21 protein-coding genes are annotated in these 24338 nt (G+C 68.2%); 14 read left to right on the top strand and 7 right to left on the bottom strand.

Annotated features, from left to right (window positions below; translation table 11 throughout):
* Positions 1-36 precede the first annotated feature (36 nt).
* Complete coding sequence (locus ACWPXK_RS32590; RefSeq protein ID WP_454200002.1) at positions 37-1125, top strand: ABC transporter substrate-binding protein; 1089 nt, start codon at positions 37-39, stop codon at positions 1123-1125.
* On the opposite strand, the gene ACWPXK_RS32585 is transcribed toward ACWPXK_RS32590, so the two are convergent.
* The gene (locus tag ACWPXK_RS32585) at positions 1126-2163 is read right to left on the bottom strand and encodes an XdhC family protein (protein WP_454200001.1); all 1038 of its coding nucleotides are present in this window, start codon (positions 2161-2163) and stop codon (positions 1126-1128) included.
* A gap of 13 nt (positions 2164-2176) precedes the next feature.
* Positions 2177-2773 carry a nucleotidyltransferase family protein gene (locus tag ACWPXK_RS32580; RefSeq protein WP_454200000.1) on the bottom strand — a complete coding sequence of 199 codons (597 nt, stop codon included), beginning with the start codon at positions 2771-2773 and terminating at the stop codon, positions 2177-2179.
* Positions 2774-2913: 140 nt separating this feature from the next.
* Here ACWPXK_RS32580 and uraD point away from each other — a divergent pair, with 140 nt between their 5' ends.
* The 9 genes from uraD to puuE all read left to right on the top strand — a co-directional run bounded on the left by uraD (position 2914) and on the right by puuE (position 14058).
* A complete protein-coding gene (gene uraD / locus ACWPXK_RS32575) occupies positions 2914-3417 on the top strand; it encodes a 2-oxo-4-hydroxy-4-carboxy-5-ureidoimidazoline decarboxylase (protein ID WP_454199999.1) in 504 nt (167 codons plus the stop codon).
* Between the two features lie 227 nt (positions 3418-3644).
* Positions 3645-3962, top strand: a complete 318-nt coding sequence (gene uraH / locus ACWPXK_RS32570) for a hydroxyisourate hydrolase (protein WP_454199998.1) — start codon at positions 3645-3647, stop codon at positions 3960-3962.
* Between the two features lie 7 nt (positions 3963-3969).
* A complete protein-coding gene (gene pucL / locus ACWPXK_RS32565) occupies positions 3970-4875 on the top strand; it encodes a factor-independent urate hydroxylase (protein ID WP_454199997.1) in 906 nt (301 codons plus the stop codon).
* Complete coding sequence (locus ACWPXK_RS32560) at positions 4872-6224, top strand: 8-oxoguanine deaminase (protein ID WP_454199996.1); 1353 nt, start codon at positions 4872-4874, stop codon at positions 6222-6224. Before pucL ends, ACWPXK_RS32560 begins: the two co-directional genes overlap by 4 nt.
* A gap of 413 nt (positions 6225-6637) precedes the next feature.
* Positions 6638-7486 (top strand): FAD binding domain-containing protein, encoded by an 849-nt coding sequence (locus ACWPXK_RS32555; protein WP_454199995.1) that lies wholly within the window; start codon positions 6638-6640, stop codon positions 7484-7486.
* 366 nt (positions 7487-7852) lie between these two features.
* Positions 7853-10684 carry a molybdopterin-dependent oxidoreductase gene (locus tag ACWPXK_RS32550; RefSeq protein WP_454200023.1) on the top strand — a complete coding sequence of 944 codons (2832 nt, stop codon included), beginning with the start codon at positions 7853-7855 and terminating at the stop codon, positions 10682-10684.
* Positions 10681-12021, top strand: a complete 1341-nt coding sequence (locus ACWPXK_RS32545; RefSeq protein WP_454199994.1) for a DUF6986 family protein — start codon at positions 10681-10683, stop codon at positions 12019-12021. The genes ACWPXK_RS32550 and ACWPXK_RS32545 overlap by 4 nt, the downstream gene beginning before the upstream one ends.
* 74 nt (positions 12022-12095) lie before the next feature.
* Positions 12096-13073, top strand: a complete 978-nt coding sequence (gene alc, locus ACWPXK_RS32540) for an allantoicase (RefSeq protein WP_454200022.1) — start codon at positions 12096-12098, stop codon at positions 13071-13073.
* A gap of 70 nt (positions 13074-13143) precedes the next feature.
* A complete protein-coding gene (gene puuE, locus ACWPXK_RS32535; RefSeq protein ID WP_454199993.1) occupies positions 13144-14058 on the top strand; it encodes an allantoinase PuuE in 915 nt (304 codons plus the stop codon).
* Positions 14059-14121: 63 nt separating this feature from the next.
* Here puuE and ACWPXK_RS32530 read toward each other — a convergent pair whose 3' ends face one another.
* The 3 genes from ACWPXK_RS32530 to ACWPXK_RS32520 form a co-directional block, all read right to left on the bottom strand.
* Positions 14122-14532: a hypothetical protein gene (locus tag ACWPXK_RS32530; protein WP_454199992.1), complete on the bottom strand. Its 411-nt coding sequence runs from the start codon at positions 14530-14532 to the stop codon at positions 14122-14124.
* A gap of 185 nt (positions 14533-14717) precedes the next feature.
* On the bottom strand, positions 14718-15170 hold the full coding sequence (locus tag ACWPXK_RS32525) for a DUF4254 domain-containing protein (protein WP_454199991.1): 453 nt from the start codon (positions 15168-15170) through the stop codon (positions 14718-14720).
* Positions 15167-15685, bottom strand: a complete 519-nt coding sequence (locus ACWPXK_RS32520) for a DUF4254 domain-containing protein (RefSeq protein WP_454199990.1) — start codon at positions 15683-15685, stop codon at positions 15167-15169. Before ACWPXK_RS32520 ends, ACWPXK_RS32525 begins: the two co-directional genes overlap by 4 nt.
* A 436-nt stretch (positions 15686-16121) precedes the next feature.
* On the opposite strand from ACWPXK_RS32520, the gene ACWPXK_RS32515 reads away from it, so the two are divergent.
* On the top strand, positions 16122-17315 hold the full coding sequence (locus ACWPXK_RS32515; RefSeq protein ID WP_454199989.1) for a GAF domain-containing protein: 1194 nt from the start codon (positions 16122-16124) through the stop codon (positions 17313-17315).
* A gap of 200 nt (positions 17316-17515) precedes the next feature.
* Here the strand turns inward: ACWPXK_RS32515 and ACWPXK_RS32510 are convergent, their stop codons facing one another.
* Both ACWPXK_RS32510 and ACWPXK_RS32505 read right to left on the bottom strand, forming a co-directional pair.
* The gene (locus ACWPXK_RS32510; RefSeq protein WP_454199988.1) at positions 17516-17971 is read right to left on the bottom strand and encodes an RDD family protein; all 456 of its coding nucleotides are present in this window, start codon (positions 17969-17971) and stop codon (positions 17516-17518) included.
* 243 nt (positions 17972-18214) lie between these two features.
* A complete protein-coding gene (locus ACWPXK_RS32505; RefSeq protein ID WP_454199987.1) occupies positions 18215-19681 on the bottom strand; it encodes an FAD/NAD(P)-binding protein in 1467 nt (488 codons plus the stop codon).
* A gap of 154 nt (positions 19682-19835) precedes the next feature.
* On the opposite strand from ACWPXK_RS32505, the gene ACWPXK_RS32500 reads away from it, so the two are divergent.
* The 3 genes from ACWPXK_RS32500 to ACWPXK_RS32490 all read left to right on the top strand — a co-directional run bounded on the left by ACWPXK_RS32500 (position 19836) and on the right by ACWPXK_RS32490 (position 23975).
* A complete protein-coding gene (locus ACWPXK_RS32500) occupies positions 19836-20942 on the top strand; it encodes a LuxR C-terminal-related transcriptional regulator (RefSeq protein WP_454199986.1) in 1107 nt (368 codons plus the stop codon).
* 486 nt (positions 20943-21428) lie between these two features.
* The gene (aceA, locus tag ACWPXK_RS32495) at positions 21429-22718 is read left to right on the top strand and encodes an isocitrate lyase (protein WP_454199985.1); all 1290 of its coding nucleotides are present in this window, start codon (positions 21429-21431) and stop codon (positions 22716-22718) included.
* 384 nt (positions 22719-23102) lie between these two features.
* Positions 23103-23975, top strand: coding sequence for a 3-hydroxybutyryl-CoA dehydrogenase (locus ACWPXK_RS32490; protein ID WP_454199984.1), 873 nt, complete (start codon positions 23103-23105; stop codon positions 23973-23975).
* Positions 23976-24338: the final 363 nt, after the last annotated feature.

Here is a 24338-nt window from a genome sequence, read left to right as displayed (position 1 = left end):
AAAGAATTCGAAACGCAAGGCACCTAGATTCGGCCCATGACACCCGTGCAGCGCTCCACGTTCGGGCACCTGAACCGACGCACTTTTCTCCGTTATTCCTCGCTCACCGCGGCCGTGCTCGGCGGCTCGATGGCCTCGGCCGCCTGCGGCGGTGAGACAAGCGACACGTCGGGCGGCTCGACCCCGGACGGCTCGAAATACGGAAAGGTCGCGGTGCAGCTGTCCTGGCTGAAGAACATCGAATTCGCGGGCGAGTACTTCGCCGACGCCAGAGGCTATTTCAAGGAAGCCGGTTTCGGTGCGGTCGACCTGATCGCGGGCGGCGCGGCGAGCACGTCGGTGGAAGCGGGATTGGACACCGGCAAGGTGTGGCTGGGGCTGTCGGCGCCGCAGACCACCGCACCGGCGATTCTGGAGGGTCTGCCCGCGAAGATCGTCGCGACCACCTATCAGAAGAACCCGTTCGCGATCGTGAGCTCCGCGGCCAAGCCGATCCGGACGCCTGCGGAGATGAAGGGCCGCAAGATCGGCGTGCAGGACACCAACCAGCTGATCTTCAACGCACTGCTCACCGCCAACGGGATGAAGCCGAGCGACGTCACCATCGTGCCCGCGCAGTTCGATCCGACCCCACTGGCCAATGGCGAGGTCGACGGATGGGTCAGCTATGTGACGAACGAACCGATCGTCCTCGCCGCCAAAGGTTTCCAGAACACGCATTTCCTGTTCGCCGACTTCAACCTGCCGTTGGTCGCCGAGACACTGACGGTCGCGCAGTCCACCATCGACAAGGAGCGCGACAAGCTGAAGGCGTTCTTGGCCGCCGAGATCAAGGGCTGGAAGGACGCGGTCGCCGATCCGGCCGAGTCGGCCCGGCTCGCGGTCGAGGTGTACGGCAAGGATCAGAAGCTCGATCTGGCCGAGCAGACGAAAGAGGCCATCGCGCAGAACGATCTGGTGGTCTCGCGGGATACGGCCGCCCATGGCCTGCTGACGATGACCGACGCGCTGATCGAGCAGAATATCGCCGCGCTGCGCACCGCCAAGATCGATATCAAGGCCGAGCAATTGTTCGACCTGTCCGTGCTGCGCGAGGTGTATGCCGAGAACCCCGGCCTGAAGTAACTAGATTCCGAGCCCTACAGCGGTTTTCGGGGTGACCGGGATTTCACCGCTGTAGGGGTCGATCGGTCGCGCCGGTTGCGCGGCACGTGCGGCAAGAAGTTCGGCCGCGATCGAGACCGCGACTTCGGGGGCCGTGCGCGCCCCGATGTCGAAGCCGGCGGGCGAATGTAGTCGGGCGAGGGTCTCGTCGCCGAAACCGCCTGCCCGCAGGTCCTCCATGCGCCGGATGTGTACCTGGCGTGAACCCATAGCGCCGAGGTACCCCAGCTCGGGTAGTCGCAATGCCACGGTGAGCAGCGGGATTTCGAACGTCGGATCGTGCGCGAGCACGACGATGGCGGTGCTGCTATCGATTTCACCGGCCGCGGAGAGAGTGTTGAGATAGCGGTGCGGCCAGTCGACCACGACTTCGGCGCCGGGAAATGCTTCCGGCGTAGCGAAATTGGGACGCGAGTCGCAGATCGTCACCCGGTAGCCGAGCAGTTCGGCCTGCACGGTGAGGGCGGCGGCGAAGGAATTGGCGCCGAAGATGATCAGGCGCGGCGGCGGGGCGAACGACGCGACGAATACGTCGGAATCCGGCAGTGCGACCAGTTCGGTCGGGTGTCTTCGGTCGGTGATCAGGTGCTGGCCGATCAGGTCGGGGTCGGAGTTCCACACCACCGTGAAGACGGTGACTCTCCGGTGCGCCGCGATCTCGGCGGCCACATCGGGAAACTCCGGGAAATGTCTTCGGGAGAACGGTTCGGTGAAGACGTCCATCATCCCCTCGCCGTTCGCACCCGCGTCGAAGCCGCCGGCCACCCCGAAGCGGTGCAACACGCGCTGGCCGGTGCGGGCGGCCTGAAGCACCGCCTCGTACGCGATGTCCTCCAGCCCGCCCGCGGCGACCGATCCGTACACGCCGCCATCCGGGTCGACCAGCATCGCGGAGCCCACCGGTAACGGGGCCGATCCCACTGTGCGCACGATGGTGGCCAGTCCACCGGTCCGGCCCGAGTGCCACACCCGCAACAGGTCGTCGATGATGTCCCGCATCAGCTAGCTCCGATCACCGTGCGGTCGTGGCCGGAAAGTCACGATCGATCCCCGTCGCCAAATCGTCGCACGTGACGCACACCATATCGTTTCTGCCGGTCAAATAGGTATGAGCTCCGGAATCTCCTGCTGCGGTCTCACAAACCGCGTTCCAATGCTTGTGTGCCATAACAACGGGGTGTCCGGGTGTGTCGTGGAACACAGCGCGCGCGAGGCCGCTGGGTGCCGCGAGCGCGGCGGCGAGGACCCGGGCGACTACGTCGGCGCCGACGTCGGGTGTATCCACCGGCATGATCGCGGCGTAGCGCGCGGGGGTACGGGCCGCGGCGATCAGACCGGCGTGTAGAGCGGCGCTGAGCCCCGTGGCCCAGTCGGCGGCCCATACGTGCCGCACGCCCGGCGGCAGATCGACGATCTGCGGCGTCGGGCCGGTCGCGCCGAGCACGACGATCACCGGATCGCAGCCGCCATCGCGCAGCGCGGCCACCGTCGCGCGCAGCCACGCGCCGCCCTCGGCGAGCACTTTGGGCCGCCCGTAGCGTGTTCCCGCGCCGGCGGCGAGAACGACACCCGCGCAGGGCGCGACAGCCGAGCGCTCCTGATCAGCCATGGCTATGACGGTAATACCGGGCGGTCTGCGACGCACGACGTGAAACCAGTGCTCAGGCCGCGTTCACCTGGGCGACACGCCGAGGGTGATCTGTCCCGTTTCCGGTGGCGGTCCGTGAGGTCGTACTCGATGCTGGTCGGATGACGGATCAGCGACCTGGACTCGCGGCCTTCGACGCGCTGTCCGACGACGCGGCCTGCACTGCGGTGCTCGGCTGCTGCTCGTCGCCGGGCTTCGCGCGGGCGCTGGTCGAGGGCCGTCCGTACCGGAGCGTCGATGCGCTGCTCGACGCCGCCGACGCGGTGCTGGAGCGATTGCCGGACTCCGAGCTGGAGCTCGCGCTCGCGGGGCACCCCCGGATCGGAGAGCGGCCGCGCTCGGCGGCATCGGCCCGGGAGCAGGCGGGGGTGGCGAGTGCGGCGGACGCGGTCCGCGCGGCGCTCGCCGAGGGCAATCGCGCCTACGAGGCACGGTTCGGGCACATCTACCTCGTATGCGCGAGCGGCAAGTCGGCCGAGGAACTACTAGCGCTGCTCACCGCCCGGCTGCGCAATGATCCCGAGACCGAAAGGCGAGTCGTGCGAACAGAACTGGCGAAGATCAACCGCATCCGGCTGCGCGCGCTGCTGGAGGAGCGGTCATGAGCGAGCGAACAGTCAGCACAGCCACGTTCGTGGTCATGACGGAGCCGGGCGCCAGCGAGGTGAAGTCATGAGTGAGCGTAGCGAGCGAACAGTCAACACAGCCACGTTCGTGGTCATGACGGAGCCGGGCGCCAGCGAGGTGAAGTCATGAGTGAGCGTAGCGAGCGAACAGTCAACACAGCCACGTTCGTGGTCATGACGGAGCCGAGCGCCAGCGAGGTGAAGTCATGAGCACACTGAGCACCCATGTGCTGGACGCGGTGCGCGGCGTACCGGCCGCGGGCGTCACGGTGACGCTGTATCAGCAGGCGCGGCAGCTCGATTCGCGGGAAACCGACGCGGATGGCCGGATCCGGGCCTTGGGCGAAGCCCTCGAACCGGGAACCTATCGTCTGGTGTTCGACACCGGCGCCTATTTCGCGCGCCACGAGGTCGAAACCTTCTATCCCGAAGTCGTCATCGCGTTCGTCGTCACCGAGGACCGGCACTACCACGTCCCGTTGTTGTTGTCGCCGTTCGCCTTTTCCACCTACCGAGGGAGCTGAGCCGAGCATGGAACTGACCGGGCCGATCGTGCTGTCGGACCACCGATACGGCAAGGCGGAAAATCGGATCGTCCGGATCTACCGGCAGACCGCGCGGCACGAGATCCGTGACGTGAACGTCTCCACGGTGCTGCGCGGCGATTTCGCCGACGCGTACGTCACGGGTGACCAGGCGAAGGTGCTGCCCACCGACACGCAGAAGCAGACCGCCTACGCGTTCGCGAAACAGCCGGGACTGCGCACGATCGAGGACTACGCGCTGGCGCTGGCCGACCACTTCGTCGCCGAGATCGAGCCGGTGACCAGCGCGCGCGTCGAGGTCGACGAATACGCCTGGCAGCGGGTCTCGGTCGGCGGGGTCGAGCACGACCACACCTGGGTGCGCCAGGGGCCCGAGGTACGCACGGCGGCGGTCACCGTTGCCGGTAGCGGTGCGGATCGGCTGGCCTGGGTCGTGTGCGGGGTCAAGGACCTGACCATCCTGAAGTCGACCGGGTCGGAGTTCACGGGCTTCCTGACCGACGAGTTCACCGTGCTCGCGCCGACCGACGACCGGATGCTGGCCACCTCGCTGGTCGCCGAATGGCGCTTCGCGGACACCGGTGGCGTCGACTGGGACGAGGTCTACACGGGAGTGCGGGCCCGGTTGGTGGAGACGTTCGCGACGCTGCACTCGAAAGCGCTCCAGCAGACGTTGTTCGAGATGGGCAAAGCCGCGCTCGCGGCGTACCCGGTGCTGGCCGAGATCCGGCTCGCCGCGCCGAACAAGCACCATTTCGACTACGACCTGGCCCGTTTCGGCATCGAGAACCGCGGCGAGGTCTATCACGCCGACGACCGGCCCTACGGTCTGATCCACGCCACCGTGGCGCGCGCCGACGCACCGGAAGCGGGTCTCGCGTGGACCAGGTGACCGTCATCGCTGGTTGCGCCATCGCTACCGTCGACGAGCGCCGCACCGAGTACTCGCGCGGCTACGTCGTCGTGCGCGGCAACCGGATCGAGGCGGTCGGCGAGGGTGACGCGCCCGAAGCCGACGCGGGCGCGCGGCGTATCGATGGCCGCGGCTGCCTGCTGACTCCCGGCTTGGTGAACACCCACCAGCACCTCTACCAGTGGATCACCCGCGGCTTGGCCACGGATCACACTCTGTTCGAGTGGCTCAGCACGCTGTATCCCATCTGGGCGGGCATCGACGAGGACGCGGTGCGCGTCGCCGCGACGGGTGCGCTGGCCGCGCTCGCCCGCACCGGATGCACCACCACGACGGATCACCACTACTTGTTCCCGCGGGAGGGCGGTGACCTGCTCGGGGCTGAGATCACCGCGGCAGCCGAGGTGGGGCTGCGTTTCCATCCCTGCCGCGGCTCGATGGATCTCGGGGCGAGTGCGGGCGGGTTGCCGCCCGATCACATCGTGGAGAGCCTGGACGACATCCTCACCGCGAGCGCGGAGGCCGTCGAGCGCTGGCACGACCCTTCGTTCGACTCGATGCTGCGGATCGCGCTGGCGCCGTGCTCGCCGTTCTCGGTCACGCCGGAACTGCTGCGGGAATCGGCGGCGCTGGCCCGCACCGCCGGCGTCCGATTGCACACCCATCTCGCCGAAACCCTCGACGAACAGGACTACTGCGCACAAGCTTTCGAGTGCACACCCGCGCAATACCTGGAGCGGCTCGGCTGGCTCGGCCCCGACGTCTGGTACGCGCACGCCGTCCATCTCGACGACCACGCGATCGAGGCCATGGCGCAAACCGGCACCGGCGTGGCGCATTGCCCGACCTCGAACGCGCGGCTCGGCGCCGGTATCGCGCGCACCGCCGACCTGGTGCGCGCGGGCGTCCCGGTCGGGCTCGGCGTCGACGGCGCGGCGAGCAATGAGTCCGGCTCGATGATCGAGGAGGCGAGGCACGCGCTGCTGTGGGCCCGCAACCGCGGCGGACCCCGCGCGATGACGGTGCGCACCGCGTTGGAACTCGCCACCATCGGCGGCGCGCGAGTGCTGGGCCGCGCCGCCGAGATCGGCTCGATCGAAGTAGGCAAACTGGCGGATCTGGCACTATGGCGCCTGGACACCGCCGCGCACGCCGGAATCGATGACCCGGTGACCGCACTGGTGCTCGGCGCACCGCCACCGCTGGCCGCGCTGCTGGTGAACGGACGCCAGGTGGTCCGCGACGGCGAGGTACGCACAGTCGCCACGGACGTGGTCGCCACCGAGGTGGCCCGGGCACAGGCGGCGTTGGTCGCGAAAGCGAGATGAGCGGACCGCTGCGAACGCGTCGCGCTACGAGCTTGCCGGCGGTGCGCCGGACCATGCTGGGGAGGAGGGCCTCTTCGGTGTGGGGCGAAGCTACCGCGGGTCGGGACGTCGCGCACGCGCGATGGTGAGTCGGCCGTGATCGGGTTGCTGTTGCGGTCGGTAGAGCGGGGCGTGGGGGCGCAATCGCGGCTGTGAGCGCGGTTTCGTGCCTGGTCAGGCCGGACGCGAGATACTGAGACAGTGTCGGCTCGGGCGACTCGCGGAGGCGGGCGGGAGCTCTGGATGGTGGACCGAGGGCTCGGACATGGTGGCTCGCGGCCAGGTAACGGCCGCGCAATCTGGCGTGCGTCACGCGCAATGTGGCGGCAACCGACTGGCTCTACCGTGACGGGGAGGCAGGAACGAGGTGAGACGTGGACCTGGACACGATCCGCGAGGTGGTGATCGCCCGGGAGCGAGAGGACCTGGCGCTGCTCGGCGCGTCGACCGCGGTGCTCGCCGGTGGCACCTTCCTGTTCTCCGAACCGCAGGATCAGCTGGTGCGCCTGATCGACATCACGACCATGAGCTGGCCCCCGTTCGAGGTGGTGGACGACGGACTGGAGATCGCCGCGACCTGCACTCTGGCCGAGTTCGCGGGCGCCGCGCAGCGGCGCGAGCTGGGCGCGCCGGTCTTGCGCGACCTGTGGCCAGGGACGGCGCTGTTCGCGCAATCCTGCCGGGCGCTGCTGGCCTCACACAAGATCTGGCGCACCGCCACCGTCGGAGGCAACGTCTGTCTCGCGCTGCCCGCCGGAGCGGTGCTCGGTGCGCTGGTCGCGCTCGACGGCTTGGCGCTGGTGTGGGCGGCGGACGGCGTCGATCGCGGTATTCCGTTGCGGGACTTCGTCATCGGTCCCGGGTGCACCGCCCTGCGGCCCGGCGAGGTACTGCGCTCGATCTACCTGCCGCGGTCGAGTCTGCTGGCGCACACCAGCTTTCGGAAGATCGCGCTCGCCCCGCTCGGCCGGTCCGGCGCGGTGGTGATGGGACGGCGGGATCCGGACGGCCGCAGCGCGGTCACCATCACGGCCGCCACGACCAAGCCGGTCGTCCTGGACTTCGCCGCACCACCGAGCGACGTCGAGTTGCGGGACGCCCTGGGCGCGATCGATCCCACGCTCTGGTTCGACGACCCGCACGGGTCGCCGGAGTGGCGGCGGCACGTCGCCGGGATGCTCGCCCGCGAGGTCGCCGGTGAACTGCGGGAACGCGCATCATGACGCGGTGCGAGGTGGACAGCAAGCTTGTTGAGTCCGAGGTGCGGCCGGGCCTACGCAGGGCCCTGTGTGCGAGCGGCGATTGTGAGTTCGCCGGAACTGGGGGAGCGGGAGTCGTAATGCGGTTCGGAGTGGACGGCAAGCTCGTAGGAATCGCGGCGCGGCCGGGCCAGCGGTTGCGCAGGTCCCTGCGCGTGAGCGGCCATTGCCAGGTCGCGGGAGAAGGGCGGGGGTGGGGATCGTGATGCGGTTCGAGGTGGACGGTAGGCCCGTAGGAATTGCGGCGCGGCCGGGCCAGCGGTTGCGCAGGTCCCTGTGCGCGAGCGGCCAACGGGAGGTCGCCGGAGAAGGGCGGGGGTGGGGATCGTGATGCGGTTCGAGGTGGACGGCAAGCCTGTCGAGTTCGAGGCGCGACCGGGACAATGCCTGCGCACGGCCTTGCGCGAGAGTGGCCATCTGGCCGTGAAAAAGGGATGTGACGCGGGCGATTGCGGGGCCTGCTCGGTGCTGGTCGACGGAATGTCGGTGCACTCCTGTGTGTTTCCCGCCTATCGCGCTGCCGGGCACTCCATTACGACGGCCGCCGGGCTCGGGACGCCGGAGGACCCACACCCGGTGCAGCGGCGATTCGTCGACAACGCCGGATTCCAATGTGGTTTCTGCACCGCGGGCATGGTCGTCACCGCGGCGGGACTGGGTTGTGCTCCGGATGGACCACTCCGCGGACGCGAAAGCGAACTCGCCGAATTGATGAAGGGAAACCTGTGCCGTTGCACCGGTTACCGCGCGATCCGTGCGGCACTGGGCGAGCCGCCCATCCCGGACGACCCCGCCGCCATCGCGCTCGATGAGACCGTGACGAAGGTCGGCGGCGCAGGCGCCGGAGTCGGCGCTCTCGCCGGACCACGCATCGTCAGCGGCAGCGAACCCTTCACCCTCGATCTGCCGCCCGCGGCCATGGAGCGCGAGTTCGCCGCTGATTTCTTCGCGGCGGACCGGCCGCGCATGGGAGATGCGGCCGACGGGCCCCCGACTGCCCCGCTGCATATCGCGGTGCTGCGGAGTCCGCACCCGCACGCGCGAATCCGATCGATCCGCACCGCGGCCGCCGAGGCGCTGCCGGGCGTGCACGCGGTGCTCACCTACGCCGACGCGCCGGACGTGGCGTTCTCGACCGCACGGCATGAGCTGCGGATGGACGATCCCGACGACACCTACGTGCTGGACCGGACCGTCCGATTCGTCGGGCAGCGGGTGGCCGCGGTGGTGGCGGAGAGCGTCGCGACCGCCCGCGCGGCGGTCCGGCTGCTGCACGTCGACTATGAGATCCTGCCCGCGGTGTTCGACCCGCAGGAGGCGCTACGAGCCGACGCGCCGAAACTGCATGGGGACAAACTCGAGCCGGCGCGAATCGCCGATCCGGGCCGCAATCTGGTCGCCGAAGTGCACGGCGAGGTGGGCGACATGGCGGCGGGCCTGGCGGCAGCGGCCCAGGTTGTGCGTGGTGTGTGGCATTCACCGCGCGGGCAGCACGTGCACCTGGAGACGCACGGCGGGGTCGGCTGGCTGGACGACGCGGGCAGGCTGGTCATCCGGTGCAGTACCCAGGTTCCGTTCCTGGTGCGCGACGAACTGTGCCGCGTTTTCGGACTGCCGCCGCAGCGGGTGCGGGTGTTCGCGGCCAGGGTCGGCGGCGGATTCGGCGCGAAGCAGGAGATGCTGGCCGAGGACCTGATCGCACTGGCCGTCCTGCGGACCGGCAGGCCGGTGCAGTACGAGTTCACCCGCTCCGACGAGTTCACCGCCGCGACCTGTCGGCACCCGATGCGCGTCGCCGTGACGGCGGGCGCCGACGCGAACGGCGTGCTGACCGCTCTGGCCGTCGACGTGCTCGCGGACACCGGGGCCTACGGCAACCACAGCGGCGGCGTGATGTACCACGGCGTCGGTGAGTCGGTGGAGCTCTACCGCTGCGCCAACAAACGCGTCGACGCGCGAGCGGTGTACACCAACAACGTTCCCTCCGGGGCGTTCCGCGGTTACGGACTCGGACAGGTGATCTTCGGCGTCGAGTCGGCGCTGGACGATCTCGCGCATGCGCTGGGCATCGACCCGTTCGAATTCCGGCGCCGCAACGTCGTGGTGCCCGGCGATCCGTTCGTCGGAGCCGCGGTGAACGAGGGTGACCTGATGTTCGGCAGCTACGGCCTGGACCAGTGCCTGGACCTGGCCGAGCGGGCACTGCTGCGGGGCAATGACGTGCACGCGCCCGGCCCGGAGTGGCGCGTCGGCACCGGGATGGCCGCCGCGATGATCGCGACCGTCCCGCCGCGCGGCCACCGATCGACGGCGACGGCGTCGCTGCTGTCCGACGGACGCTACGAGATCCGCGTCGGCACAGCGGAATTCGGCAACGGCACGACGACGGTGCACGCTCAGCTCGCGGCTACCGCGCTGGACACCGACGTGTCCCGCATCGTGGTCCGGCATGCCGACACCGACCTGGTGGAGTACGACACCGGCGCGTTCGGCTCCACCGGCATCGTGGTCGCAGGCAAGGCCGTCTACGCGGCCGCGGGCGCGTTACGCGGGCTGCTGCTGGCCAGGGCGGCCGAGGTGTCGGGTGTTCCGGAGCACGACTGCGTGCTGACGTCCGGGGGTGTGCACTGCGGTGATCAGCTACTCGGCGCGACCGAACTGCTGGCTCGCGGCGATCTCACAGCGCGCGCCGAGCACGCGGGTAGCCCCAGGTCGGTGAGCTTCAACGTGCACGCCTTCCGGGTGGCCGTGCACCCCGACACCGGCTCGGTCCGCATCCTCCAGTCGATCCAGGCCGCCGACGCGGGCACCGTGCTCAACCCGGTGCAGTGTCGCGGGCAGGTGGAAGGCGGTGTCGCGCAGGCCATCGGCACCGCGCTGTACGAGGACATGCGCAGCGACCACGGCGTGGTGCTCACGCAGACCTTGCGGCACTACCACGTGCCGCAGTTCGCCGACGTGCCCCACACCGAGGTGTACTTCGCCGAGACGGCCGACATCCTCGGGCCGCTGGGCGCCAAATCGATGAGCGAGTCGCCGTACAACCCGGTCGCGCCCGCGTTGGCCAACGCGATCCGCGACGCGATGGGTGTCCGCCTCGATCGCCTGCCGATGACCGCGGACCGGATCTGGGCCGCGCTGGGGAAGAAGGAGTCGCGATGACCAAGGTGCCCGAGCACGTCCGCGCCAGGATCGAGGCGATGCTCGACACGGTCGACGCCGACCTGCGCCGGAGGTATCCGGGGTCGAACGGCAGGTCGCAGCCGATCCACACGGTGTACGTCCCGGCCGATCGCGTGGTGGAGGAAACTGCTGCCGAATGGGGCGCCACCGCGGTCGAATTGCTCGACCGCCACCATGATCTGCTGGCCACCCTCGACGAAACCGGGTCGCTGCCCGACGTGCGCAAGCGCCTGGAGCTGGACCCGGTCCAGGACCTGCGCATCGACTTCGAGGACGGCTACGGCCTGCGCCCCGACGCCGAGGAGGACCGCGCCGCCATCGCGGCGGGCGTCATGCTCGCGTCATGGGCGCGGCGCTCCGGTGGCCACCCGGTCGGCGCGTCCACGGCAGGCGGCGCCGACGAATCCGACGAGGTCCCGGGCCTGCGCCGGCGGCACTTCGACAATGCGCAGCAGGTCGTCGTCGATGCTCGGGCGCAGCGACCGCGCCCGGCGAGCAGCGGCATCCGGATGAAGGGGTTGGGAGTCGGTGAGCGTCGGCGTGCCCTGCGGACCCTGGACCTGGTGCTGGAGGGCGCGGGTGGGGTGCCGGCGGGTTTCGTCTTCACCGTCCCGAAAATCCGTGCGGCGCAGCAGGTCCCAGCGCTGGTGCAGCTGTGTGTCGGATTGGAACGCGGTTACGGCATCGCGGAGGGCAGTCTGCGCTTCGAACTACAGATCGAGAGCCCGCAGGCGATCCTCGCGGCGGACGGCACCGCCCCGGTGGCCACCATGCTGAGACTGGCCGAAGGGCGGTGCAGCGCAGTGCATTTCGGCACCTACGACTACACCGCGGCATGTGGCGTCGCCGCGCCGGACCAGGCGCTGGACCATCCGGCCGCCGACTACGCCAAGGCGGTCATGCAGGTCGCGGCCGCCCAGACCGGGGTGTGGGTGTGCGACGGCTCCACCCAGATCGTGCCCGACGCCGACCCCGAGGCCGCGCTGCGCAACCATCACCGCTTGGTCGCCCGAGCCCTGCGGCGCGGGTACTACCAGGGCTGGGACATGCATCCCGGTCACCTCGTCACGCGCTGGCTGGCCACCTACGACTTCTTCCGCCGGGCCATCGACGTGGCGGTGCCGCGGCTGCTGGACTATCTGGCCCGGCGCGGCGGCGACGTCGTGGACGAGCCCGCCACCGCGGAAGCGCTGGCCGCCACGGTTCTGCGCGGCATCGACTGCGGCGCCCGGCCGACCGCGGGCGCCCCGGAACTGACCGAGGCGGTGCTGCGCGCACTGGCGGCACGCGCACCGATTCCGGAGGAGGCGATGTGAACGGCCTTCCTGACGGTGCGGTCCCGGACGACGCCGACCATGCGCGGGCGTCCCGCGAAGACACCGGAGGCGCGATGCGCGACGGCCTCGAGGACGAAGAGTTCACGCTGCTGCCGGATCTGGCGGTCCGCCCGATCGGCGGCTCGGTGATCTGGGCCGATGACGAATTCTTCGCCGAGAAAGAGAATTTGATCAACCCCGGCCCCGCCGAGCGCCGGCCGTCCACCTTCGGGCACAAAGGTCAGATCTACGACGGCTGGGAGACCCGCAGGCACCGCGGGCAGCCCGGCGACGATTCCGCGATCGTGCGGCTGGGCGTGCCGGGCGTGATCCGCGGCATCGTGGTCGACACCGCGTGGTTCAAGGGCAACTACCCGCCCGCGGTTTCGGTGTCGGCGCTGGAGATCGAGGACTATCCGGCCGCGGAAACCATTGCCGCACGCGATGATTGGGTGATGCTGATCGACCGTTCCCCGGTCGCAGGCGACCGCCGCAACCTGTTCACCGTCGAGAACGAGAAACGCTGGACGCACGTGAAGCTGACCATGCATCCCGACGGCGGCGTGGCGCGGTTGCGGGTGCACGGCGAGGGAAGACCCGATCCGCGACTGCTCGGCCTCGGGCCGCTGGATCTGGCCGCGCTGGAGAACGGTGCGCTGGTGCTGGGCTGCTCCAACCGCTTCTACAGTTCGCCCAATCAATTGCTCTATCCCGGCCTGGCCCGGTCCATGGGCGACGGCTGGGAGACCGCTCGCCGCAGGGACGAGGGCAACGACTGGGTACGCATCCGCCTGGCCGGACCGGGGCTGATCCGCCTCGCCGAGCTGGACACCTCGTACTTCCTGGGCAACAGTCCGGGCGCGGCCCGGCTCACCGGCCGCACCACCGACGGCACCGAACTGGAGTTGTTGCCGCGCACCGCATTGCAGCCCGACACCAGACATCGGTTCCCGATCGCACCGATGGCCGCGTCGGTGGAAGAGGTCCGCCTGGACATCTATCCCGACGGCGGGATGGCGCGGTTACGGCTGTACGGAGAGCTCGGCGGATGAGTGGTCAGGCCAGGAGGCGGCAGCGGAGCGTGACCACGGAGGGCTCCGGTCATGCGCGAAGGGACGCAGCATGAGTGGTCAGGCCCGGGACTTCGTCGGTTACGGTCCGAACCCGCCGGACCCGCAGTGGCCGGGCGCCGCGCGGATCGCGGTCCAGTTCGTGCTCAACTACGAGGAGGGCGGCGAGAACAACGTCCTGGACGGGGACGCGCATTCCGAGACATTCCTGTCGGAAATGACTCCTGCTGAGGCATTCCCGAACCGGCACATGAGCATGGAATCGCTCTACGAATACGGCTCCCGCGCCGGACTGTGGCGGGTGCTGCGCGTCTTCGAGCGCCGCGGGCTGCCGCTGACCGTCTTCGCCGTCGCCCGCGCCCTACAGCGCAACGCGGAGGCGGCGGCCGCTTTCCGCGAACTCGGCCACGAGATCGCCTGCCACGGGCTGCGCTGGAAGTCCTACCAGCTGACCGACCGCGACACCGAACGCGCGCACATGGCCGAGGCCGTGCGCATCCTGACCGAGCTGACCGGCGCCGCACCCCTGGGCTGGTACACCGGCCGCGATTCGCCGCACACCAGGGAGCTGGTGGTGCAGCACGGCGGTTTCGCCTACGACGCAGATTCCTACGCCGACGACCTCCCGTACTGGGTGCGCGTGCACGGCCACGACCACCTGGTTGTGCCCTACACCCTCGACACCAACGACATGCGCTTCGCCTCGCCCGCGGGCTTCCCGACCGGCGAACAGTTCTTCGCCCACGTGCGCGACGCCTTCGACGTGCTCTACCGGGAAGGCGCGGAAGGCAGCCCGAAGATGCTCTCGATCGGCCTGCACTGCCGCCTGATCGGCCGTCCCGCCCGCACCGCCGCGCTGGAGCGCTTGCTCGACCACGTGCAGTCCTACGACCAGGTGTGGATCACCCGGCGCATCGACATCGCCGAACACTGGCGCACGGTACACCCGGTGGGCTTCATTTCCTGAGCTCTCGGCGAGGCAGCCGGAAGTCCAGCACGCGCCTGGTGCCGGTGGGCGTCCGGATCGTCGTCAGCTGATCTGGGTGCCCGACCAGCCGAAGCTGAAGCTGTGGCCCTTCGAGGTGCAGATCAGCGCGCCTCGGCCGCCGCCGGTGCAGCTTGCGCCCGCGTAGTTGATAGTGCCGGCGATTGGTTGGCTGCCGGGTCGGCCGTGTGCGCCGACCAGGCCGAAGGTCGGATGGGCAGGCAGGAACGGCAGATCGATGGAGAGGTCGTAGATGGGGAAGCCGTACAGGTTCGTGCCGAATGGGATATCGCACCCCACATCGCCATTCGGCCGGATAGCGCAGTTCGAACTGGCGTAGGCGAAATACACGGTGTCGCCGACCAGATAGTCGGCAGTGTCTTGATTCGCGATCTGCGTCGGCGCAGCCGCGGCAACCGCGTTGCCCGCCATCGAGACCGCCGCCGCGGCGACCACAGCACCGAGGAACGTACGTGTTTTCACGGATTCTCCTTCTCTCCGGACCTCTCTTGACCTCTTCGGACTACCCACGGGCGCAGAGAATATGGCGCACAGTATCGATCCGCCGTAAACGGCAGGGCGTGGATCTTCGCCGTTGTCGGTGTGGTGATCCGTATCGTCTGCGACGGACGGAGTCGGCACTATCGGCTGGGATCACGAATGGGTAGGCGTCGGGTTCCGGTGACCACTTCGGCGGCGAGATCCTCATAGCCTTTGGCCAGATCGTCGAGCTGGGTATGGATGTCGTGGAATACCAGGTCCAGTCCGTCGATCAGCGTGGCGAACGCGAGGGCCGTGAGCTGGGCCATTCGGTCGATGATCTGTCCAAGTGTCTCGGTGTGCATGGGCGCCTCCGGCGACGGCACCGGTGTGGTCGAGGCGACGAGGTGGTCGATGGCGGCTGACCACCGCAGCCGCGCCCGATCGATCTGCCATACTTCGCCGTCCGGTCGGGTCATCCGGATCTCATGCAACTCGGCAAGTTCGACGGCCGCCGCCAAGATCGGGCTATCGGTTGGCGGCGGCCATCCACGGCACGCCGCCAAGAGCGCCTCCCGATCCGGAAGCGTGCCTTGGTCCGGTCGTGAGGTCACCAGTCCTCTCCTGCCGGTGCCGGCAGCCGCCGCACCCCGTCGGTCACCTGTGCGACCAGATCGTTGTATCCATCGGCTAGTTCGGCCAGCCGATGCCATGCGGCATGTACACGAGGATCCGCTGCTGTTCGGCAAGACATCAGTACGGTGGCGGCGCGCAGTTGGGCGTCGGCGATGCGATCGATCACCGACCCGAGCGTCTCGGTATGCAGTGCGACGCCGTGGCGATGCTGCGGAACGTTCTGCTCGGTCCACACGTCGATTGCATGCACGAGATCACAACGGGCACAGCCCTTCTCGTCGCCTGTTCGGGAGCTGCCGGTGAATCGGTGCATGCGATGCAACTCGGCGAGCCCGCGCGCCCACCGCGCCAGCGGGTGGTCGCGGACGTAATCCCCGCGCATCGCGCACAGCAACTCCTTCGCCGACAACAGCGGACCCGCGCTATGTGCGGCAACACTCTCCGCCAGGAGACCGCTGTCGCGGCACCGCAGCGTCGCAGGCAGTTCATCCATCACTCTCACCGCTCAACTCCGAAGTCCGACGTCGACAGGACGATCGATCGGCACCACCAGCTGTACCGTGAGTCGCACCCATCGCCAGCTGCCGTCGAATCGATCCGGCAATTCCGGACACGGCATCATCGACTTTCGATCCGCTGTCTATTCGCACACTTTGACGCGCCGAGGGACAGAGAGACCAGACACCGGGAGGGGGCTGCACAAACGTTGCAACCAGCGCATCCCACGCAGCGAGATTCCTCCGAGACTCGAATGCCCCCTTCGTTGGCGGCATCCGACCGCTTGCCGGTGCGCTGTCGGGCAAGCCGGATGTCGGTTGCACCACGTTGGGCGGCGTCTTATCCTGCTCTTCATCGTCATGGATGACTCCGCACAAAAACGAGTGGCACAGGCCCGCGCCGACCGGCTCGCTGGCGGAGAGATACAACAGGTGCGCATTGATGTGCGCGCGTCGTGGGATCGCGCGCGTCGCAGCGGTTTGCATCCGGATCGGCATCTTCCGAGTGTCGCGCTGACCGACGCCAAGTTGCGGCGTCGGCGCGAGGAAGACCCGATGGGCATTGTGTGGCCCGTGCTGCAGACGGTATTGGGCAGTGCGGCGTCGGAACCGGGGCACATCCTGTTCGTTGGTGACGCCCAAGGACACCTGCTATGGGTCTGTGGCGACGCTGCTACGCGCCGTGCGGCGGAACGCGCCCATCTCGTCGAAGGCGCACGCTGGAGCGAGGCGGGAGCGGGCACCAATGGCGTGGGCACCGCTTTGGCGCTCGGCAAGCCATTCCAGGTACGGGGTGCCGAACATTATCTTTCTCTCGCAGTGGAATACACCTGCACAGCCGCCCCGATCCGGGACCCGGTCAGCGGAGCCGTGGTCGGTGTCGTCGATGTCACGTGTCGCCGCCGCGACACGCGTCCGCTCGCCCTTCCGTTGGTGACTGCCGCGGCACGGCTGGCCGAGGCACATCTCGCCGAGCGCGCTCGTCAGCGCGACGCCCAGGCTCGTGCTCGCTATCTGGACCGGATCTCGGCCCGCTCCTCCGACCTGAACGCCTTGCTGGCACCGGATGGGCGGGTGTTGCATGCGGAGCCGCCGGGCTGGCTGCCCGGAGTCTGGTCGGGCCCGCTCGCCGACGGGGCGACGGAACTTCCGGACGGTCGCCCCGTGATCGTCGAGCGTCTCTCGCCGGATGGTCTGTTCACCGTGCGTGCGCCACGCCACGGCGCCCCCTACGCACAGACCGCCCATGTCACGGCCCTGGGGCGAGATCGAGCGCTGCTCGACCTCGACGGTGTCACCCACCAGCTCCGCGCCCGGCACAGCGAGCTGCTGGTCCTCCTGCTGGCGCATCCGGCGGGACTTACCGCTGCGTCGCTGGCCGAGGAGATCTACGGGTATGAAGGCAAGGCTGTCACGGTGCGAGCCGAGCTCACCCGGCTGCGGCGGATACTCGGATACCGGCTTGCCGCCAACCCCTACCGAATCACCACTGCGATGACCGCCGACTTCCAGCAACCCCGAAATCAATTCGACGCGAGCCTTCTGCTGCCCAGCTCACAGGCGCCTGGAGTCATCCAGCTCCGGCACCGACTTCGGCAGCATCCGCACGAAGGCGCTCAGCAGTAAGAACCCAGTTCTCGCGGCAGTGCTGCGCTCCAGCATGCGACTCGAGCGCGCCGGGGAAACGCTCGCCGGTCCGGCGCCCGCTCAGCGCTTGCCGCGGACCTGCCCGCCATCGGCGCTTCGTGGCTCGCGCGGCCGCAGATGTGGCACCTGCCGGACCAATTCCCTGGTGCCGTGGGTGTGGATGCATACCAGCGTGGCGTTCACGGCGTGTGGCGCAGCACATCACGTCTGCGCACAGTTCGCAGCCCGCACGCTTGCCCCACACTCTCGCCCTCCAAGACGTATTGCAAGGCGATGAGGACGAACCCGAACAGCCACCGCCACAGCGTCTGCCAGAACCGTGGGCGTCGCCCGTCCTTCCACCGCAGCACCCGCATGCCGAACAGGAGCTTGGCGACACTGCCGCGGAACAGCAGGGTGCCGATCACATGGTTGACGAAGGACAGCGCAAGCACGCACCCGACCCAGGCCGTGAGAAACGCCAGAGCGCCATCGGTGCCGGGAAAGGCGCGCTGAGAGACACCGAGACCGGCGAACAACACCAGCAAGCTGTCCGTCACCGCTGCCAGAGCCAGCCTGTTCTCGCCCGCCTCCTCCGGCACCCGCGCCTGCGACTGCCGATCTGCCCGCGGCTGCGACTGCGAACTGAAAATCATTGGGAATATTCCTGATTCATACCGCGTGATGGAATGGCCGATCCTAGCGGTGGAAAGACCGGTTCCCCCAGGTGGGGACGGCTGGGCAACCGGGCAGCTGTCGGCGCGCAATGACATTGGCACCCAATGCGAAACTCGACATCGAACACAGGATGGTAGTGATAAATCCGGTCGGCAGGGCGGTCGCGACCGGCGCCTTCGGAATGCCATGCCCGATATAGGTGCGCGATCGGTATCGGTCGTTCAACTTGCTCTCGTGGTCGTGAGCGCGCGCGCCAAGCGCCCTGCCTCGGCGGCGAGCCCGCTGGGATTGGTCGCGATGAACATCGATGTGCATGCGATGTTGCCCAGGGCAGACCAGGTGGGGTCGGGCCGTCCCGCGACGAGAAGTCTTCCGGTGCCGGGTTGGACGTTCAGGCCGCCGAACGGGTGCTGTTCGGCGGAGGCCGTGGCGAGCAGGGAACGCATCAGTGCGTCGGCGGCCTCGGGAATGGCGTAGGCGGGCGGATTGACGGCGTTGAGCACCCGGTCGGCGGTCCATTCGGTGCCATCGAGCACGGTGAACCCGCCGTCTACGCGGGGCTGGATCTTCTGTAGGCCTGGCCGCAGCCGAACTTGCCCTGAATCCAGCAGGCGCAGCAGGATTTTCGCGTTGTGTGGCACCATCGGTGAACTCAGGCTGTTGATGGTGCGGAAGTGCCGTGACCGCAGCATCGTCTTGTCCTGCTCGGTCAGCAGCGGCCACACGGCAGGCCCGGCGGTCCGGATGACCATGGCGAGCAGCCGACGGCCGAGGTGTGGGTCATCGATCGCGGACAACTGGCGGCGCAGTCGTTGCACCGGGGGCTCGGTCGCGGTGATCTCGGCGGCCAAGGTATCGAAGTCCTGCCCGAGCTCGGTGAGCTCCTCCTTCATCAGCGCCAGCAGCGTGGTGAACACAATCGAACCCTGCTCGCCACGCGCCCGGTGCAATACCTGATCCGGTGTGAGGTACCGCGGTTCGAGTCGGACCGGCTTTTGCTGGACATCGGGCAGCACACCGCTTCGGGACATCAGGCTGATCGGACCGGTGTGTCCGTTGGCGACCAGCCCGGTGGCGATGTCGACCGCCGTCAACCCGCTTCCGATGACCGCGACATGCTGGTCCGCGGGGATGTCGGCCAGCGTCCGGGACAGGGGATACGGCTCACGGACGAACCCCGGCGTCTCGGCCAGCCCGTAGTCGTCGCGCGGCTGTCCGCTGCCGATGCACAGCACCGCGCGGTCCACCGGAAACGCACCGCCGTCCGCGGTATGCAGTGTCGCGTCCTTGTTCCGGGAGAACCCGGTCACCCGGGAACTGACGACGCTCACCCGCCAACCAGCTCGGCGCAGAGTGGCGATGGCGGTGTCCGCGGTGTGCTCCAGGTACTGTCCGAACACCCCGCGTGGGACCACTGGCACGCCGAGTCCTTCGTCGAGGTAGCGGGCGAGGTCAGTGCGTTCCCGCAGCCAACGCAGGTAATGCTCCAAGTCGCCGCTGCGCGCCGACATGGCGATCGGCGTGGCGTTGACGCGCACAGACTCTTGGTCGGGCTGGTATGGCCTGCCTCGCCATACCGAGGACGAGCTCTCGAACACTGTGATGTCGCCCGGGGTCGTGTCCGCCGCGGCAAGTGCGTCGAGCAGACTCACCGTGGCGGCTCCCGCGCCGACGATCCCGATGTGCATGGTTGATCCTTCCGATCCGTCGTGGCCTGGCGTCGACCAGCCTCATCGGGCGGCGGTGCGGATCCCATCCCGCAATCGGGGGTTTGCGACCTACCGGTCGACCCCCTCACTCGAGGTGTTGTGGGCGTACTGATGCGGCGGGAGTATGGCGGTCATGACCAGGTTCAGCAGCGGCCCGATGGATGGCCTCTTGGCGGGAATCGCCGCGGCGCCGGACCCCGCAGCGTTGTTCGCCGCGACATCGGCCCGGCTGCGCCGCGTCGCCCCGTTCGACGCGGCCGTGTGGGTGGCCACGGATCCGCTGAACGGGCTCACCACTGCGCCGGTGCGGATCGAGAACTTGCATCGAGGTGGATGCGGAACCTATTGGGAATCAGAGTTCCTCGCCGACACCATCAATCCCTTCCGGCATCTGGCGAAGTCCTCCGTCCCGGTGGCCGGATTGCGGCACGCCACCGGCGACCGTCCCCGATCGAGCGCTCTCTACCGGCATTTCATGCAGCCTCGCGGACTCGACGATGAACTGCGAGCCGTGTTTCGGGTCGACGGAAGACCGTGGGGGCAGCTGAGCCTGTTCCGTGAGCGTGGTCGAACGCCGTTCCATGCCGATGACATCGCATTGGTCAGCTGCCTGTCGAGCCCACTGGCACAGCGACTTCGATCGTACGTTCAGCCCACTGCGCAGCCACGGCGCTCGTACGACACGCCCGGCATGCTCCTGTTCGACACCGAGGGAAATCTGTCGTCCATCAACGACGAGGCCCGCTGGTTTCTCGCGGATATGCCGCAGGGCCCCTGTGCGCCTACGCCGCGCGGCATCGACCTGCCGCTGCCCGTATGGATCCGTAGCACCGCGAGCCGGGCGCGGGTGACGGGCGAGAATGCCCGAATCCGTGTACGCACCGCCACCGGCAGGTGGCTGGTTTGCCACGCGTCCTGCCTCCGCGATGCAGACGGCGCCCTCGGTGTGACTGCGATGACGATCGAGCCCGCGCCCGTGTCGGAGATTGCCACGCTGGTCATCGCCTCCTATGAGTTGACACCTAGGGAGCACGAAGTCACCGAACTCATCGCCGGTGGTCTGTCCACTGCCGAGATCGCCGCCCGGCTTTTCCTCTCGCCGCACACTGTCCGCGACCACGTGAAGGCGATTTTCGAGAAGGTCGCCGTGGCGAGCAGGGGTGAACTGGTCGCGAAGCTGTTCACCGACCACTACGGACCCCTGACCGAACCCCATACCATCCGCGCTCAGCACCCGTAACCAAGACGGAGTCGCCACTCGCTCGCGCCACTCGGCCGCGGACTCGCCGCGCTCCCACAGACTCCATCCTCGAAGCGCTGGAGATCGACAGGGCGCGACGCGCGATTCTGCCCCAATCTTCGGGTGGCGCAGGACACACCTGACTTGTGAAGGTGCTCACACTCGGGAATCGGTCTGTGCGGCAAGGGTGGCCCGCTGGCGGTCCGGTAACAGTACGAGCGTTACGCTAAAACCGCACGTCAGGGCTACCGGCCGGTAGACTTCGCCTTTGCAACTAAGCGGCAAATTTTGCAGAGTTAGCAAAGAGGTCGGGAAACCTAGCTCAGATTCGCATTAGCAACAGGTAGACGGCCATTTCCTCGTGTGCCATCGTGTGGAAGTACACCCCCAGGCCATAGCAAGCCTGCGAATTGCCGCTCCAGCAGTTCGAGTTGTCTGCCAGCTCGAGCGTTGGGCATTCGACCGAACGAGGAAGTGGAGTCACAGATGTCGACCACCGGCACCCCGAAGACCGCTGCGGAAATCCAGCAGGATTGGGACACCAACCCGCGCTGGAAGGGCATCACCCGTAACTACACCGCGGAGCAGGTGGTGAAGCTCCAGGGCACCGTCGTCGAGGAGCACACGCTCGCTCGCCGCGGCTCGGAGATCCTGTGGGATCTCGTCAACAACGAGGACTACATCAACTCGCTCGGCGCCCTCACCGGCAACCAGGCGGTCCAGCAGGTCCGCGCCGGCCTGAAGGCCATCTACCTGTCCGGTTGGCAGGTCGCCGGTGACGCGAACCTCTCCGGCCACACCTACCCCGACCAGTCGCTGTACCCGGCCAACTCGGTTCCGGCCGTGGTCCGCCGCATCAACAACGCGCTGCTGCGCGCCGACGAGATCGCCAAGGTCGAGGGCGACACCGCCGTGTCCAACTGGCTGGCCCCGATCGTCGCCGACGCCGAGGCCGGCTTCGGTGGCGCGCTGAACGCCTACGAGCTGCAGAAGGCCATGATCGCCGCCGGCGCCGCCGGTGTGCACTGGGAGGACCAGCTGGCCTCCGAGAAGAAGTGCGGCCACCTGGGCGGCAAGGTGCTGATCCCGACCCAGCAGCACATCCGCACCCTGACCTCCGCGCGTCTGGCCGCCGACGTCGCCGACGTGCCGTCGGTGATCATCGCCCGCACCGACGCCGAGGCCGCCACCCTGATCACCTCGGACGTGGACGAGCGCGACCGTGAGTTCCTGGACGGCACCCGCACCGCCGAGGGCTTCTTCGGTGTGAAGAACGGCATCGAGCCCTGCATCGCGCGTGCCAAGGCCTACGCCCCCTACGCCGACCTCATCTGGATGGAGACCGGCGTGCCGGACCTCGAGGTCGCGCGCAAGTTCGCCGAGGCCGTCCGTGGCGAGTTCCCGGACCAGCTGCTGGCCTACAACTGCTCGCCGTCCTTCAACTGGAAGGCCCACCTGGACGACGCGACCATCGCGAAGTTCCAGCGTGAGCTCGGCGCGATGGGCTTCAAGTTCCAGTTCATCACCCTGGCCGGCTTCCACTCGCTCAACTACGGCATGTTCGACCTGGCCTACGGCTACGCCCGCGAGGGCATGACCGCCTTCGTCGACCTGCAGGAGCGCGAGTTCAAGGCCGCCACCGAGCGTGGCTTCACCGCCATCAAGCACCAGCGTGAGGTCGGCGCCGGCTACTTCGACACCATCGCCACCACCGTGGACCCGAACACCTCCACCGCGGCGCTCAAGGGCTCCACCGAAGAGGGACAATTTCACTGAGCAGCGCCTGCGGCGCTGCGTGTTCGCGGCCCCTTGATGGCTTGCGCCCGAGCGTCCGAGACTCGCGCCTTCGGCGCATGCGCTTCGGCCACTCGGACGCAAGCCGGGCCGCGAACGGCGCTCGATGGCCTCGCGCGTGCGTGGTTGCGTAAGCAGCGAGCACGCCACGGGGTCGAACCTGGTGCTAGCCGAGGGAAGAGAGGTTCCCGACGTGAATACCGACCATCCTCTACTCCGGTAGGGGTGTACTGCCCTCCCCGCTGAACAGCCCCGGCGGGGAGGGCATCCCTATACCTTGGACCATCGAGGGTCGCTCGCTCATACCGGAGCGGCACCTTCGCAGACCAGCCACCCCAGAGCCAGACAACCCAGCAGGAGCGGGACGTGAGCAGCGAAAAGATCCAACGCGTCGGCATCATCGGCGCCGGACAGATGGGCGCAGGAATCGCGGAGGTGTGTGCACGCGCGCACGTCGACGTGCTGGTGTACGAGCAGACCCGGGAACTAGCTGCCGCGGGCCGCGCCCGCATCCTGCGGTCCCTCGATCGTGGCGTGAGCAGCGGCAAGATCACCGAGCGTGAGCGCGAACAGGCCGCATGGCGGCTGCGCTTCACCTCCGACCTCGGCGACTTCGCCGACCGCCAGCTGGTGGTCGAGGCGGTGCTCGAGGACGAGAAGGTGAAGACGAGCATCTTCGCCGAACTCGACAAGGTCGTCACCGACCCGTCGGCGGTGCTGGCCTCCAACACCTCCTCCATCCCGATCATGAAGATCGCGGTCGCCACGGCGAACCCCGAGCGCGTGGTCGGCATGCACTTCTTCAACCCCGTTCCGGTGCTGCCGCTGGTCGAGCTGGTCACCACGCTCAAGACCAGCGAGTCGGTCTCCGTGCGGGCCGAGGCCTTCGCCGGCGATGTGCTCGGCAAGCAGGTCGTGCGCTCGGCCGATCGCTCCGGTTTCGTCGTCAACGCGCTGCTGGTTCCGTACCTGCTGTCGGCCATCCGCATGGTGGAATCCGGCTTCGCCACCAAGGAAGACGTCGACAAGGCCATGGTGCTCGGCTGTGCCCACCCGATGGGCCCGCTGGCGCTGACCGACCTGGTCGGCCTGGACACCGTGAAGTCCATCGCGGACTCGATGTACGCGGAGTTCAAGGAGCCGCTGTACTCGGCCCCGCCGCTGCTCATGCGTATGGTCGAGGCCGGGCTGCTGGGCAAGAAGACCGGAGCGGGCTTCTACCAGTACAACAACCGCTGAGCTGTGTTCGATTTGCAGCGCCTGCGGCGCTGCGTGTTCGCGGCCCCGGGAAGTCTCGCGTCCGAGCGACCGAGACTCGCGCCTGCGGCGCATGCGCTTCGGTCACTCGGACGCGAGACGGGCCGCGAACGGTGCTCGTAAGACTCGCACCCGACAGGACCGGGACGGTGAAGATCGGGCGGTTGTTGTCCGGGATTCGCTGACGAGGTCGGCGCGCCAATGGTGCATGGACTTCGGTGGGTGCGAGGAACCAGCCAGAACTTGGTGATGGCCGGTGGCAACTATCGGCATAAGCTCCAAGAAGGCCGGGTCGTGGGAACGGCTCGGCCGAATATCCAGGGCATACCGCCCAGGTGATCGAAA

This window comes from Nocardia sp. Marseille-Q1738, assembly GCF_965283145.1.
This window is presented reverse-complemented; position numbering and strand designations above follow the sequence as displayed.

Coding starts and splice junctions, on each gene's coding strand:
- puuE (WP_454199993.1), top strand. CDS start 13,144: ATGAGTGGTCAGGCCCGGGACTTCGTCGGTTACGGTCCGAACCCGCCG.
- ACWPXK_RS32505 (WP_454199987.1), bottom strand. CDS start 19,681: ATGCACATCGGGATCGTCGGCGCGGGAGCCGCCACGGTGAGTCTGCTC.
- ACWPXK_RS32520 (WP_454199990.1), bottom strand. CDS start 15,685: ATGGATGAACTGCCTGCGACGCTGCGGTGCCGCGACAGCGGTCTCCTG.
- ACWPXK_RS32585 (WP_454200001.1), bottom strand. CDS start 2,163: ATGCGGGACATCATCGACGACCTGTTGCGGGTGTGGCACTCGGGCCGG.
- uraD (WP_454199999.1), top strand. CDS start 2,914: ATGACGGATCAGCGACCTGGACTCGCGGCCTTCGACGCGCTGTCCGAC.
- aceA (WP_454199985.1), top strand. CDS start 21,429: ATGTCGACCACCGGCACCCCGAAGACCGCTGCGGAAATCCAGCAGGAT.
- ACWPXK_RS32545 (WP_454199994.1), top strand. CDS start 10,681: ATGACCAAGGTGCCCGAGCACGTCCGCGCCAGGATCGAGGCGATGCTC.
- ACWPXK_RS32550 (WP_454200023.1), top strand. CDS start 7,853: ATGCGGTTCGAGGTGGACGGCAAGCCTGTCGAGTTCGAGGCGCGACCG.
- ACWPXK_RS32510 (WP_454199988.1), bottom strand. CDS start 17,971: ATGATTTTCAGTTCGCAGTCGCAGCCGCGGGCAGATCGGCAGTCGCAG.
- ACWPXK_RS32580 (WP_454200000.1), bottom strand. CDS start 2,773: ATGGCTGATCAGGAGCGCTCGGCTGTCGCGCCCTGCGCGGGTGTCGTT.
- ACWPXK_RS32500 (WP_454199986.1), top strand. CDS start 19,836: ATGACCAGGTTCAGCAGCGGCCCGATGGATGGCCTCTTGGCGGGAATC.
- alc (WP_454200022.1), top strand. CDS start 12,096: ATGCGCGACGGCCTCGAGGACGAAGAGTTCACGCTGCTGCCGGATCTG.
- pucL (WP_454199997.1), top strand. CDS start 3,970: ATGGAACTGACCGGGCCGATCGTGCTGTCGGACCACCGATACGGCAAG.
- ACWPXK_RS32590 (WP_454200002.1), top strand. CDS start 37: ATGACACCCGTGCAGCGCTCCACGTTCGGGCACCTGAACCGACGCACT.
- uraH (WP_454199998.1), top strand. CDS start 3,645: ATGAGCACACTGAGCACCCATGTGCTGGACGCGGTGCGCGGCGTACCG.